This is a genomic window from Actinomadura violacea, from assembly GCF_017573465.1.
GTDB lineage: Bacteria > Actinomycetota > Actinomycetes > Streptosporangiales > Streptosporangiaceae > Spirillospora > Spirillospora violacea.
Map to the genome: position 1 here is coordinate 57,402 of NZ_JAGEPF010000021.1, position 12,677 is coordinate 70,078.

Below are 12,677 nucleotides of genomic sequence, written 5' to 3' on the forward strand. Positions count from 1 at the left end.
TTCATAAGTCGGCTTGTATGGGTGACGTATGTCTCGATAGTTTGGCGATCTACCGATCCCCCTGGTCTGGAGCTTGCGATGGCCTTGCACCCCGTCTTGGAACGCGTCACACAGCGCATCGCCGAGCGGAGCGCCGCCCGGCGCACCGCCTACCTCGACCGCATCGGCGCCGCCCGCACGCAGGGCCCGGCGCGCGGCGGCATGGGGTGCGCGAACCTGGCGCACGGGTTCGCGGCCTGCGGCGTCCAGGACAAGCTGTGGCTGCGCGGGAACGTCACGCCGAACATCGCGATCGTGTCGGCCTACAACGACATGCTCTCCGCGCACCAGCCGTTGAAGGACTACCCGGACATCCTGAAGGCCGCGATCCGCCGCGCGGGCGGCACCGCGCAGTTCGCGGGCGGCGTCCCGGCGATGTGCGACGGCATCACGCAGGGCCGCGCCGGCATGGAGCTGTCGCTGTTCAGCCGGGACGTGGTGGCGATGGCGACGGCGGTGGCGCTGTCGCACGACATGTTCGACGGCGCGCTGATGCTCGGCGTGTGCGACAAGATCGTCCCGGGGCTGGTCATCGGGGCGCTGGCGTTCGGGCACCTGCCGGTGATCCTGGTGCCGGCCGGGCCGATGGCGTCCGGGCTGCCGAACGCGCGGAAGGCGAAGGTCCGCAAGCGGTACGCGGCGGGCGAGATCGGTCGTGACGAGCTGCTCGCCGCGGAGTCCGCGTCCTACCACTCGCCCGGCACCTGCACCTTCTACGGGACGGCCAACTCCAACCAGCTGCTCATGGAGGTCATGGGGCTGCACCTGCCGGGCGCGAGCTTCGTCCCGCCGGGCACGCCGCTGCGCGACGGGCTGACCGAGGCGGCGGGGCGCCGTGTCCTGAAGCTGACTGACCTGGCGGACGAGTACACCCCGATCGGCGAGCTGCTGGACGAGCGGGCGTTCGCCAACGCGGTCGTCGCGCTGCTGGCGACGGGCGGGTCCACCAACCACACGCTGCACCTGGTCGCCATGGCCGCCGCCGCGGGCATCGAGCTGACCTGGGACGACTTCGACGAGCTGTCGAAGGTGACGCCGCTGCTCACCCGGCTCTACCCGAACGGGACCGCCGACGTGAACCACTTCCACGCCGCGGGCGGCACCGCGTTCCTCATCGGCGAGCTGATCGACGCCGGGCTGCTGCACGAGGACGCCCGGACGGTCGGCGGCGCCACGCTCGCCGCGTACCGGCAGGTGCCGCGGATGGACGGCGGCCGGGTGGTCTGGGAGGACGCGCCCGCCGAGTCCGGCGACCCGGACGTCCTGCGTCCCGCCGCCGAGCCGTTCGACACCCACGGCGGCCTGCACACCGTGAACGGCAACCTGGGCCGCGCGGTGGTCAAGGTGTCGGCGGTCCGGCCGGAGCACCGCACGGTCGAGGCGCCCGCCCGGGTGTTCGAGTCGCAGGAGGCGCTGCAGGAGGCGTTCGCCGCCGGGGAGCTGGACCGGGACGTCGTCGCGGTCGTCCGGCACCAGGGGCCGCGCGCCAACGGGATGCCGGAGCTGCACCGCCTCACCCCGCCGCTGTCGGTCCTGCAGGACCGCGGGTTCCGGGTCGCGCTGGTCACGGACGGTCGTATGTCGGGCGCCTCTGGGGCGGTGCCCGCCGCGATCCACGTGTCGCCGGAGGCGGCGGCGGGTGGCCCGCTCGCCCGCGTCCGCGACGGCGACGTCGTCCGGCTGGACGCCGACAAGGGGCTGCTGGAGGTGCTCGTGCCGGACGAGGAGTTCGACGCGCGGATCCCCTCCGGCGCGGCGCCGTCCGCAGGGGAGTCGACGGGCACCGGACGGGAGCTGTTCGAGGTGTTCCGCCGCTCCGTCGGCGCGGCCGAGCTCGGCGCGGGGGTGTTCGCATGAGCGCAGCGAACCGGGGGGCGTGGGGGGTCGCCCCCCCACAAGAGGCTCGCATGACCGGGACCTGGCTGGTCGCCGACGTCGGCGGCACGAACGCCCGGTTCGCGCTGGTGGACGGCCCGGACGGCGCTCCGTACCGGGTGGGGTCGCTGCCCACCCGCGACCACGCGGGACTGGCCGAGGCGGCGGCGGCCTACCTCGACCGGTACGCGCCGGACGTCCGCCCGGCGGCGGCGTGCCTGGCGGTGGCGGGTCCCGTCGCGAACGGGGCCTACCACCTGACCAACGCGGGCTGGCCCAAGGGCACGCCGCGGCAGGTGCGCGAGCACCTCGGCGTCCCGCACCTGGAGGTCCTCAACGACTTCGAGGCGCTCGCCCTCGCCCTGCCCCGCCTGGGCCCCGGCGACGTGATCCCGATCGGCGCCGCCGCGCGGACCGGCGAGGCGGCGCCGCTCGCGGTCGTCGGCCCGGGCACCGGCCTCGGCGTCGCCGGGCTCGTCCCGACGCCGGCCGGGTGGGTGCCGCTGCCCGGCGAGGGCGGGCAGGTGGACATCCCGGCCGCGACCGACCGGGAGCTGGCGGTCGCGCGGCTGCTGCGCGCCGAGCACGGCGCCGCCCGCGCCGAGTCCCTGCTGTCGGGCACCGGCCTCGCCCGCATCCACCGCTACCTGGCGATGCTCGACGGTGTGCAGGCCGAACCCCTCGACCCCGCGCGGATCTGCGCGCACGGCGACGACCCGCTCTGCGCGGAGGCCGTCGGGATGTTCTGCGCCCTGCTCGGCTCGGTCGCCGGGAACGCGGCGCTGACGCTCGGCGCGCGCGGCGGCGTCCACCTCGGCGGCGGGATCCTCCCGCGCATCGCGGACGAGCTGCGCCGCAGCGACTTCCGCGTCCGGTTCGAGGCCAAGCCGCCCGTCGAGGACTATATGCGGGCGATCCCGACCTCGCTGATCGTCCATCCGAACCCGGCGCTCCTCGGCGCCGCCGCCCGGCTGGCGCAGACCCCCGCCGCCCTGGAGACACTGGAGACCGCATGATCACCGAAGAGCTGCTCGGGCTGGCGCCCGTCGTCCCGGTCGTCGTCCTGGACGACGCCGCCCACGCGGTGCCGCTGGCCCGCGCCCTCGTCGCGGGCGGCCTGCCCGCGATCGAGGTGACGCTGCGCACCCCCGCCGCCGCCGAGTCGATCGAGCGGATCGCCGCCGAGGTGCCGGACGCCGTCGTCGGCGCCGGGACGGTCGTCACCGCGCACGACGCCGAACGGTCGCTCAAGGCGGGCGCCCGGTTCCTGGTCAGCCCCGGATGCACGCCCCGGCTGCGCGCCGCGATGGCGGGCACCGGCCTGCCGTTCCTGCCGGGCGTCTCCAGCGCGTCCGAGGCGATGGCGCTGCTGGAGGAGGGGATCACCGCGATGAAGTTCTTCCCCGCCGAGCCGGCCGGCGGCGTCCCCTACCTCAAGGCGCTCGGCGGGCCGCTGCCGCAGATCACGTTCTGCCCGACCGGCGGGATCCGGCCCGGCAACGCCGCCGACTACCTCGCGCTGCCGAACGTCCGCTGCGTCGGCGGCACCTGGCTCACCCCGTCCGACGCCGTCGCCGCCGGGGACTGGGACCGGATCCGCGCGCTCGCCGCCGAGGCCGCCGCCCTGCGCCCGAACTGATGTCACGTCCGCGGGTCTCCCTCACGTCTCCTGGGCAGGAGCGAGAAACGAGGGAGGCCCGCAATGGACACCACGAACATCCGCGAGACGCTCGACGGCCTGGCGCGGCAGCGCACCGTCCTGCTCACCACCTACCGCAAGGACGGCACGCCGGTCGGGACGCCGGTGAACGTCGTCGTCCGCGGCGACCACGCCTACTTCCGCACCTACGACAAGGCGTACAAGACCAAGCGGCTGGCCCGTAACCCCGAGGTCGAGATCGCGCCGAGCACCTACAGCGGGAAGGTCACCGGCCCCTCGGTGCACGGCCGCGTGCGCCTGCTCAGCGAGGACGAGGCGAAGCCGATCCGCCGGATGCTGGCGCGCAAGCACCGCTTCCAGCAGGGCTTCGCCGTCCCCCTCCTTCACCGGGTGAAGCGCTACCGGACGCTGCACTACGAGCTGACGCTCGACGCCTGACCGCCGTCCCGGTGCGGGCACGGCCCGGCGCCCAGCCGGGCCCCGCCCGCCGCCGGGACGAGGTCCATCCGCAGCCGCCCGCAGGAGCAGCGGCTCCACACGACGACGCCGTCACTGGTGAGATGCCGGGAAAGGACCCTGTCGCGCTGTGTCATGACGGCAGTCTGCACAGGCCCGAACATTGCCGTCCATTTCACATTTCCGCACCCGTATGTGCAAGATGATTGCATGATCGACCTGCGGCGGCTGCACATGCTCCGGCTCGTCCACCAGTACGGGACGGTCACCGCGGCGGCGGACGCGCTGCACCTCACCCCGTCCGCCGTCTCCCACCACCTGCGCGAACTGGCGCGCGAGCTCAAGGTCCCGCTGCTGGAACCGCAGGGCCGCCGCGTGCGGCTCACCCCGGCCGCGCACCTGCTGATCGAGCACGCCGACGCCATGCTCGCCCGCTGGGAGGAGGCGCTCGCCGACCTGGAGTCGCACCGCGCGGGCGCCCATGGGCCGCTGCGCATGTGCGGGTTCACCACGGCGGTCGGCGGCCTGGTCGCCCCGGCCGCCGGCGCGCTGCTGCGCGCCGACCCGGCCCTGACGATCGAGATCCGCGAGTGCGACACCGACGTGGCCGTGGGCCTGCTCGCGGCGGGCGAGACCGACGTCGCGGTCATCGAGCCCACCGCGGACGCGCCGCCGCCCGGTGACCCGCGCTTCGACCGCGAGCCGCTGATGGCGGAGGCGCTCGACCTGATCGTCCCCGCCGGGCACCCGTTCGCGGGCCGCCGCGGCGTCCGGCTGGAGGACGCGGCGGCCGAGGCGTGGATCAGTGTCCAGCCCGCGGGCTGCGCCCACCACCAGCAGGTCATGGCCTACTGCGCGGCCGCCGGCTTCACGCCGCGGATCGCGCACAACGCCACCACCTGGTCGGTGATCTGGGCGCTGGTCGGCAACGGGCTCGGCGTGTCGCTGGTCCCGCGGCTGGCGGACGGGCCGGCCGGCGAGAAGGTCGTGCGCGTCCCGCTGTCCGGCGACGCCGTGCCGATGCGGCGGGTGCTGACCTGCGTCCGGCGCGGCAGCCGCGCGAACCCGCTGATCGCCCGCGCCCTCGGCGCGCTCCGCGACGCCGTCCCGTCCCGCTGCGCGCTCCCGCCCGAACGCCCCGCCGCCTAACGCCGGGACGGCCCGCCGCCGGAGCGGGCGGGCCGTCCCGGGTCAGGCGCCGGGGGTGAGGTGGCGGCGGGAGCGCCGGGCACCGGTCAGGAGCATGACCGCGCGGACCAGCCAGATCGCCAGCGCGATGTGCAGGACGGCCAGCGCCGCCGTGCCCACGCCCACGGTGAACGTGACCACGAGGAACACGGCCAGCATCAGCGGGAACGCGAAGTGCGGGCCGTGCCGGCGGTGGTGCGCCGGGTGGCGGTGGCGGCGGTGGTGCATGGGGTGCCCCGGGCCGCCGAACATGACCGCGTGGCCGACGCCCCAGGGGACGTCGCCGAAGGCCGCCGCCGGCCCGCCCGGTTCGGGCAGGCCGGTCGGCGCGGGCAGGTCGCGCACGAGGGCGCGCAGGTCGCCGCGCGTCTTGGCGGTCAGCACGGCGTCCAGCCGCTCGTCGAGTTCACCGCGGTCGAGCCGCCCCGCCGCGAAGTGGTCGTGCAGGGCGACCATCACGGCGTCCCGCTCGGCGTCGCCGATGCGGATGTCGTCCGGGCGAGTCACTGGTCTACTCCTCGTCGTCGGCGGCCGTCGGGCCCGCGTCGTCGCCGTCGGAGGCGCCGTCGGGGGCGTCGTCGGCCAGGATCCGGTACAGGTTCCGGCGCGCCTCCGACAGGACGTCCCGGGCCTGGGCGACCTGGTCGGGGGAGCCGGAGTGGACGATCTGCATGACCGCGGCCCCGGTCTGCGCGGCCTGCTTGAACAGCTCGGGGACGCCCTCGCCGAACTCGGGCGTCATCTCCGCCCACGGCTCGGCGAGCCGCTCGGCGTTCTCCTCGACGTAGGCGCGGCCCTCGTCGGTGAGGTGGAAGGTGCGGCGGCCGCCGCCCTCCTCGCCCGCGATGAGGCCCTCGTCGGCGAGCTGCTGCAGCGCCGGGTAGACCGCGCCGGGGCTCGGCTTCCAGGCGCCGCCGCTGCGCTCGTTGATCTCCTGGATGATCTGGTAGCCGTTGCGGGGCTCCTCGGCCAGCAGGACGAGGACCGCCGCGCGGACGTTGCCCTTGCGCGCCTTGGGCCCGCGGCCCCAGGGGCCGCGCCCGCGCGCCCAGGGCGCCCGGCCGGGCCCGAACCCGCCTGGAGGCCCCCAGGGGCCGCCGGGTCCGCCGCCGAACATCGGGCCGAAGCCGGGGAAGTCGCCCCGGAGGCCCGCTCCGTGCCCGTGCCCGTGGTGCCGGGCCGCCGCGTGGGCGGCCTTCGCTCCGAGCGCCGCCGCCGCGAACGCCCAGCCGAGGTCGGGTCCGCCGTGCCGATGTGCCGATCCCATGTTCTGCACCTTCCTTCTGAGATCTCTCTTTGATCCCTCGCGATACGACAACGATATATCGAAGACGGCTCGTCGGGCCAGAGAGTTCCCGAATCCGCCGGACCGGGGCGCGCGGCCCGCGGCCGCCGACATCCGGGACATGATCATCTATTCCGGTCATGGCCGTCTGACCGGCGGAAATGCTGGGTAAACAGCCCGGCGGGGGGACGATGGGGACTCAGGACGCGGTGACCGCGCGCGACGCGGTCCTCACCCGGGACGGAGCCGGAACGCGGGGGCGGGCGAGCGGCGAGGTGCTGCTCGGGCTGGCGCTGTTCGGCCTGTACTCCCTGGTGGCGATGCTGCCGGAGCAGGTCAGGGAGCACGCGGCCCGCCGCCACGGCGAGATGGTGCTCGGCATCGAGCGGGCCCTGCACCTCGACCTGGAGCCGGCGCTCAACGGCTGGCTCGCCGGACGGCCCGTCTGGCGCGTCCTCGCCGACTACGAGTACGCCACCACCTACGTCGCCGCGACGCTCGCGGTGCTGGTCTGGCTGTACCTGCGGCATCCCGAGCGGTACCGGACGGCGCGCAACGCGTTCGTGATGCTGAACGTCGCCGCGATCGCCTGCTTCGCGCTGTTCCCGGTGATGCCGCCGCGGTTCCTGGGCGACCTCGGGTTCGTCGACACCGTCCGGCTCGGCCGGACGTGGGGATCGTGGGGCTCACCGCTGATCGAGCACGCGGACCGGTTCGCGGCCGTCCCGTCCCTGCACATGGCCTGGACGCTGTGGGCGGGCGTCGAGCTCGCGCGGGCGCGTGCGCCGCGGCCGGTGCGGGCGCTGAACGGCGCGCACATCGCGGTGACCGCCTACGTCATCGTCGCGACCGCCAACCACTATGTGCTGGACGCGGTCGCGGCGGTGCCGCTGGTGGCGCTGTCGGTGGTCACCAGCGAGCGGCTGGCGGCGCGCCCGCCGGCGGCCGAGCGCGTCCCGGCGCAGGACGCGTTCTTCCTGGCGGTGGAGAGCGCCGCCGCGCCGCAGCACGCGGGCGGCGTCATCATGCTCGACACCTCCCGCCGCGCGCTCGGCCGGCTCGACCTGGTCCGGCTGATCGGCGACCGGCTCGACCGGCTGCCGCGGTTCCGGCAGCGGCTCGCCGACCGGGGCCGCTGGCGCCGGCCGGTCTGGCTCGACCATCCCGCCGTCGACTGGTCGTGGCACGTCACCGAGCGCACCGTCGACGGGATGGCCGGCCTGCGCGCGATGATCGCCGAGATCCAGGCCGAGCCGCTGCCGCGCGACCGCCCGCTGTGGCGGATGATCCTGGTCGGCGGGGCCGCGCCGGGCCGGACCACGCTGGTCTTCCTGATGCACCACGTCGTCGCGGACGGCGTCGGCGTCGTCGCGCAGGCGATCTCGCTGATGGAGCCCGCCGCGCCCGGCCCGCCCGGCGGGCGCGGGCCGGCGGCGCCGCCGCGCCGCCGCGTCCGGGAGGCGCTCGCCGGGGCCGTCGGCCTCGCCCAGCTCGCCGCGGACGGCGGGACGGGCGCCGCGCCGCGGCTGCCGTCCGCGGGGACCGCCGGGCGCCGCTTCGGCACCCTGCGCGTCCCGCTCGCCGAGCCCCGCGAGATCGCGCGGCGGCACGGCGCCCGCGTCTCGGACGTGGTGATGTGCGCGGTCGCGGGCGCCCTGCAGCGGACCGTCCGGTTCCCGGCGGGAGCGCCGCCGCGCGAGTGCCGCGTCGCGGTGCCGCTGATGATGCGGGCGCCCGGCGAGGGCATGGAGGGCAACCACACCACCGCCGTCATGGTGGACCTGCCGATCGGTGCGATGCCCGAACGCGAGCGCCTGGCCTTGATCGCCCGGCGCAGCCGCGTGCTGCGGTCGGGGACCCGCGCGCTGGCCGCGTGGTTCGTGATGCGGCAGGTCGGGAGGCTGATGCCGGGGCCGCTGCACGCCCGGTTCGCGCGGGCCGTCTACGGCGGCCGGTTCCTGCAGGGGATCGTGTCGAGCCTGCCGGCCAGCGGCGAGCAGATGCTGCTGACCGGCGTCCCGGTGACCGGCGTGTACCCGGTCGTCCCGCTCGCGCCCGGCGCGCCGCTCGCCGTCGCCGCGCTCGGCGTCGACGGCGAGCTGTGCTTCGGGATCTGCGCGGACACCGGCCTGGTCGACGACGCGGACGCCCTGACGGCGGGCGTCCGCGACGTCATCCGCGAGCTGCGGGACGGCTGATCACACGCTCCGGACGGCCCGGAGCGACTCCTTCAGCGAGCCCATCGTCGCGAACACGGCGGTGGGCTCGTAGCCGCAGTGCGCCATGCAGTTGGCGCAGCGGTCGTCGCGTCCCCGGCCGTAGGAGTCCCAGTCGGTGTCCTCCAGCAGCTCCTTGTAGGACTCGGCGTAGCCGTCCTCCATCAGGTAGCAGGGGCGCTGCCAGCCCTTCAGCGAGTACGACGGGATCGCCCACGCCGTGCACGGGAAGTCGGCCTTGCCCTCCAGGAAGTCCAGGAACAGCGGCGAGTGGTTGAACCGCCAGCGCTTGCGGTTGCCGTCGGCGAACGCCTTCTGGAACAGCGACCGCGTCTCCTGCACGCCGAGGAAGTGGTCCTGGTCGGGCGCCTTCTCGTAGGCGTAGGCGGGCGAGATCATCATCTGGTCGACGCGCAGGTCGTCGTTGAGGTAGTTGAGCACGTCGATGACGGTCTGCGGGGTGTCGGTGTTGAACACGGTGGTGTTCGTGGTGACCCGGAACCCGCGCTCCTGGCACATCCGGATCGCCGCGACGGCCTCGTCGAACACGCCCTCCTTGCACACCGACGCGTCGTGCCGCTCGCGGAGCCCGTCGATGTGCACCGCCCACGCGAAGTACCGGGACGGCTCGAAGTCGTCGATCTTCTTCGGGATCAGCGCGGCGTTCGTGCACAGGAACACGTACCGCTTCATCCGGATCAGCTCGCGGACCAGCTCGCCGATCTGCGGGTGCATGAGCGGCTCGCCGCCGGCGATGGAGACCATCGGCGCGCCGCACTCGCGGATCGCGGCGACGGCCTGCTCGACCGGCATCCGCTGCTTCAGGACGCTCGCCGGATGCTGGATCTTGCCGCAGCCGGCGCACGCCAGGTTGCAGGCGAACAGCGGTTCCAGTTCGACGATGAGCGGGAACTTCTTCCGGCCCGCCAGCTTGTTCCGCAGGACGTACCCGCCGACGCGCAGGCTCTGGCGCAGTGGCATGGCCATTCAGGAATCGATCTCCTTCACGTAGCGGCCCAGCGCCGACAGCGGGAACACCAGGCGGTACAGGTGGTAGTTGATGTAGAAGTCGCCGGGGAACCCGGTGCCGGTGAAGTGGTCCTCGTCCCACGTCCCGTCCGGGCGCTGGTGCTCGACGAGCCACCGCACGCCCCGTTCCACGGCCTGGCCGCGCTCCCCGGCCGCCAGCAGCGCCAGCAGCGCCCACGCGGTCTGCGACGCGGTCGAGACGCCGTGCCCGACCCATTCCGGGTCGCGGTAGGAGCGCAGGTCCTCGCCCCAGCCGCCGTCGTCGCGCTGGTGGCTCTCCAGCCACCGGACGGCCCGCCGGATCGCCGGCTTCTCGGGCCGGACGCCCGCCGCGACCAGCGCGGGCACCACGCTGCCGGTGCCGTAGACGTGGTTGGCGCCCCACCGGCCGAACCAGGACCCGTCGTCCTCCTGCGCCTTCAGCAGCCAGACGACGGCCCGCTTCACCAGCGTCGAGTCGGCCATGCCGCGGTGGCTGAGCGCCTCCACGACGTGCGCGGTGACGTCGGCGGACGGCGGGTCGATGACCTCGCCGAAGTCGCAGAACGGCAGCCGCCGGCACAGCGCGCGGGTGTTGTCGGCGTCGAAGGCGCCGAACCCGCCGTCCTTGGACACCATCCCCGCCATCCACCGCACGCCGCGCTCGATCGCCGGCTCGGCCTTCGGATGGTCCACCCGGGTGAGCGCGAGGACGGCCTCGGCGGTGTCGTCGGTGTCGGGGTAGTAGTCGTTGTCGAACTCGAACGCCCAGCCGCCCGGCGGCAGGCCGGGGCGGCGCACCGACCAGTCGCCCGGCCCCTGCACCTCCTCGCCGACCACCCACTCCGCGGCGGCCTCGAGCGCCTGGTGGCCGGCGGGCAGGCCCGCGTCGACCAGCGCGTTCATCGCCAGCACGGTGTCCCAGACGGGGGACTGGCACGCCTCCAGCCGGCGGCCTTTGGCGTCCCGGACGGTGAAGCGCTCCAGCCCGTCGAGGCCGCGCCGCACCACCGGATGGTCCAGGCCGTGGCCGAGCAGGTGCAGCGCGAGCAGCGAGTACACCCACGGCGGCTGGATGCCGCCCCACGACCCGTCCGGCTCCTGCCGCGCGATGATCCACTCGGCGGCGCGGCGCAGCGCCGCCGTCCGCAGGCCGCGCAGCGGCCGCCGCTCGTAGCCGCGCAGCACCCGGTCGAGGGCGGCGAACGCCTCGTCCCAGCCGGGGACCGCGTTCCGCCGGCGCCGCACGGCCCGTCCCGACCGCAGCTCCTCCAGCTCGAACGGCAGCGGCCGGACGGGGCGCTTCGCCGCGACGACCGTCAGCGGGACGATCGTCTGCCGCGCCCAGCACGCGAAGTCGTAGACGTTCAGCGGGAACCAGTGCGGCAGGAACACCATCTCCGGCGGCAGCGCCGGCAGCCGCTCCCACGGCCACTGTCCGAACATCGCGAGCCAGAAGCGGGTGAAGACGCGGGTGGCGGGGATCCCGCCCTCGCCGCGGACGAACGCGGCGGCGCGGCGCATGTGCGGGGCGTCCGGCTCGTCGCCGGCGAGCCGCAGCGCGACGTACGCCTCAACGGTCGTGGACAGGTCCGGCGGCCCGTCGTGGAAGTTCGCCCAGGTCCCGTCGGGCGCCTGCTGCGAGCGGATCCAGCGGGCCGCCTCGCGGGTGTCGTCGGCGGTGCGGATGCCGAGGAACTCCCGCATCAGCAGGTCCTCGGCGTCCATGGTCACGTTGGTCTGGAGCTCGCCCTTCCACCAGCCCTCGGGGGACTGGAGGCCGAGCAGGTGGTCGCGGGCCGCCGCCATCGCCTCGGCGGGCGTGCGCGCCGCGGTGCTCTCGGCGGTCCCTGCGGTCGCGGTCTCGGTGGGTTCGGTCGCGGTCATCAGTGGTCCCGGCGTGTGACGAAGGCGGCGATGTGCAGGAACTCGGCGCGGACGGGCTCGGGCAGCGCCGCGGACGCCAGGTGCGCGGTCGCGCTCGCGATCCGCTTGTCGGCCTCCGCCTCGGCCCAGGCCCGCCCGCCGGCGGCGTCGACGAGCGCGGCGGCCTCGGCGAGGTCGTCCTCGCCCGGGCCGTCCGGGCCGCCCGGGCCCGGCGGCTTCGCGTACAGTTCGGCGAGCCGCGCGCCCTCCGGCGTGCCGGAGGTCAGCGCGGCCACCACCGGCAGCGACATCTTCCGCGACCGCAGGTCCGACAGCGCCGGCTTGCCGGTCGTGGCGGGGTCGCCCCAGATGCCGAGCAGGTCGTCCACCAGCTGGAACGCCAGCCCCATGTCGGCGCCGAACGCCTCCAGCGCGGCGCACAGCGGCTCCGGCGCCCCGTCCAGCACCGCGCCGATCGCACAGGAGCAGGCCAGCAGCGCGGCGGTCTTGTCCGCCGCCATCGCCGCGCACTCCTCCAGCCCGACCTGGCGGCGCGTCTCGAACTCAAGGTCGAGCGACTGGCCCGATATGAGCCGCCGCGTCGCGACGGCCAGCGCGCGCGCCGCCCGCGCCGAGCCCTGTCCGGGCGCCTCCAGCAGCACCTCCAGGGCGAGCGCGAGGAGCGCGTCGCCCGCCAGGATCGCGGCGGGCTCCCCGAACACCGTCCACGCCGCGGGGCGGTGCCGGCGCGTCCGGTCGCCGTCCATGATGTCGTCGTGGAGCAGCGAGAACGCGTGCGTCAGCTCCACCGCCACCGCGCCCGGCAGCGCGCTCTCCGGCGGCGCCCCCGCCGCCCGCGCCGACAGCAGCGCCAGCGCCGGGCGCAGCGCCTTCCCGGCGGGCGCCGCGAGCGGCCGGCCCTCCTCGTCGGCCCAGCCGAGATGGTAGGCCGCGACCCGGTAGGTGCGCGGATCGAGCCGGCCCACCGCGGCGCGCAGCGCCCCGTCGACCAGCCCGCGGACATCGGTCATCGAGACCGGTACGGCCGTCATCGATCACACCTCTCCAAGCAGCGGTGGGTCGG

At 75.1% G+C, this 12,677-nt stretch carries 12 protein-coding genes; 6 read left to right on the top strand and 6 right to left on the bottom strand.

The genetic code is table 11. From position 1 onward, the window contains the following. Positions 1-78 precede the first annotated feature (78 nt). The 4 genes from edd to J4709_RS32250 all read left to right on the top strand — a co-directional run bounded on the left by edd (position 79) and on the right by J4709_RS32250 (position 4,012). Positions 79-1,896: a phosphogluconate dehydratase gene (edd, locus tag J4709_RS32235; protein WP_208246347.1), complete on the top strand. Its 1,818-nt coding sequence runs from the start codon at positions 79-81 to the stop codon at positions 1,894-1,896. Positions 1,897-1,946: 50 nt separating this feature from the next. Continuing rightward, positions 1,947-2,930 (top strand): glucokinase, encoded by a 984-nt coding sequence (gene glk / locus J4709_RS32240; RefSeq protein ID WP_208246349.1) that lies wholly within the window; start codon positions 1,947-1,949, stop codon positions 2,928-2,930. After that, on the top strand, positions 2,927-3,553 hold the full coding sequence (gene eda / locus J4709_RS32245) for a bifunctional 4-hydroxy-2-oxoglutarate aldolase/2-dehydro-3-deoxy-phosphogluconate aldolase (RefSeq protein WP_208246351.1): 627 nt from the start codon (positions 2,927-2,929) through the stop codon (positions 3,551-3,553). The genes glk and eda overlap by 4 nt, the downstream gene beginning before the upstream one ends. Before the next feature lie 63 nt (positions 3,554-3,616). Beyond that, positions 3,617-4,012, top strand: coding sequence for a PPOX class F420-dependent oxidoreductase (locus J4709_RS32250; RefSeq protein WP_208246353.1), 396 nt, complete (start codon positions 3,617-3,619; stop codon positions 4,010-4,012). Here J4709_RS32250 and J4709_RS32255 read toward each other — a convergent pair. Next, entirely contained in the window at positions 3,988-4,167 is a 180-nt protein-coding gene (locus J4709_RS32255) for a hypothetical protein (protein WP_208246355.1), read from the bottom strand. The genes J4709_RS32250 and J4709_RS32255 overlap by 25 nt on opposite strands. A 73-nt stretch (positions 4,168-4,240) precedes the next feature. On the opposite strand from J4709_RS32255, the gene J4709_RS32260 reads away from it, so the two are divergent. Next, the gene (locus J4709_RS32260; RefSeq protein WP_208246357.1) at positions 4,241-5,179 is read left to right on the top strand and encodes a LysR family transcriptional regulator; all 939 of its coding nucleotides are present in this window, start codon (positions 4,241-4,243) and stop codon (positions 5,177-5,179) included. A gap of 42 nt (positions 5,180-5,221) precedes the next feature. Here the strand turns inward: J4709_RS32260 and J4709_RS32265 are convergent, their stop codons facing one another. Then, entirely contained in the window at positions 5,222-5,725 is a 504-nt protein-coding gene (locus J4709_RS32265; RefSeq protein ID WP_307801726.1) for a DUF1707 SHOCT-like domain-containing protein, read from the bottom strand. 4 nt (positions 5,726-5,729) lie between these two features. Beyond that, positions 5,730-6,485: a PadR family transcriptional regulator gene (locus J4709_RS32270; protein ID WP_208246359.1), complete on the bottom strand. Its 756-nt coding sequence runs from the start codon at positions 6,483-6,485 to the stop codon at positions 5,730-5,732. Between the two features lie 209 nt (positions 6,486-6,694). Between J4709_RS32270 and J4709_RS32275 the strand changes: the two genes are divergently transcribed. After that, entirely contained in the window at positions 6,695-8,701 is a 2,007-nt protein-coding gene (locus J4709_RS32275) for a bifunctional phosphatase PAP2/O-acyltransferase family protein (protein WP_208246361.1), read from the top strand. Here the strand turns inward: J4709_RS32275 and hpnH are convergent, their stop codons facing one another. Genes hpnH through J4709_RS32290 form a run of 3 tightly spaced genes read right to left on the bottom strand, consistent with a single transcriptional unit; the run spans position 8,702 to position 12,645 of the window. After that, positions 8,702-9,706, bottom strand: coding sequence for an adenosyl-hopene transferase HpnH (hpnH, locus tag J4709_RS32280; RefSeq protein WP_208246363.1), 1,005 nt, complete (start codon positions 9,704-9,706; stop codon positions 8,702-8,704). Next, positions 9,707-11,614: a squalene--hopene cyclase gene (gene shc / locus J4709_RS32285; RefSeq protein ID WP_208246365.1), complete on the bottom strand. Its 1,908-nt coding sequence runs from the start codon at positions 11,612-11,614 to the stop codon at positions 9,707-9,709. Further along, complete coding sequence (locus J4709_RS32290; RefSeq protein WP_208246367.1) at positions 11,614-12,645, bottom strand: polyprenyl synthetase family protein; 1,032 nt, start codon at positions 12,643-12,645, stop codon at positions 11,614-11,616. Before J4709_RS32290 ends, shc begins: the two co-directional genes overlap by 1 nt. Positions 12,646-12,677 lie beyond the last annotated feature (32 nt).

Excerpts from the sequence above, each read along its gene's own strand:
- edd (WP_208246347.1), top strand. The coding sequence starts at position 79 with ATGGCCTTGCACCCCGTCTTGGAACGCGTCACACAGCGCATCGCCGAG.
- glk (WP_208246349.1), top strand. The coding sequence starts at position 1,947 with ATGACCGGGACCTGGCTGGTCGCCGACGTCGGCGGCACGAACGCCCGG.
- eda (WP_208246351.1), top strand. The coding sequence starts at position 2,927 with ATGATCACCGAAGAGCTGCTCGGGCTGGCGCCCGTCGTCCCGGTCGTC.
- J4709_RS32250 (WP_208246353.1), top strand. The coding sequence starts at position 3,617 with ATGGACACCACGAACATCCGCGAGACGCTCGACGGCCTGGCGCGGCAG.
- J4709_RS32255 (WP_208246355.1), bottom strand. The coding sequence starts at position 4,167 with ATGACACAGCGCGACAGGGTCCTTTCCCGGCATCTCACCAGTGACGGC.
- J4709_RS32260 (WP_208246357.1), top strand. The coding sequence starts at position 4,241 with ATGATCGACCTGCGGCGGCTGCACATGCTCCGGCTCGTCCACCAGTAC.
- J4709_RS32270 (WP_208246359.1), bottom strand. The coding sequence starts at position 6,485 with ATGGGATCGGCACATCGGCACGGCGGACCCGACCTCGGCTGGGCGTTC.
- J4709_RS32275 (WP_208246361.1), top strand. The coding sequence starts at position 6,695 with ATGGGGACTCAGGACGCGGTGACCGCGCGCGACGCGGTCCTCACCCGG.
- hpnH (WP_208246363.1), bottom strand. The coding sequence starts at position 9,706 with ATGGCCATGCCACTGCGCCAGAGCCTGCGCGTCGGCGGGTACGTCCTG.
- shc (WP_208246365.1), bottom strand. The coding sequence starts at position 11,614 with ATGACCGCGACCGAACCCACCGAGACCGCGACCGCAGGGACCGCCGAG.
- J4709_RS32290 (WP_208246367.1), bottom strand. The coding sequence starts at position 12,645 with ATGACGGCCGTACCGGTCTCGATGACCGATGTCCGCGGGCTGGTCGAC.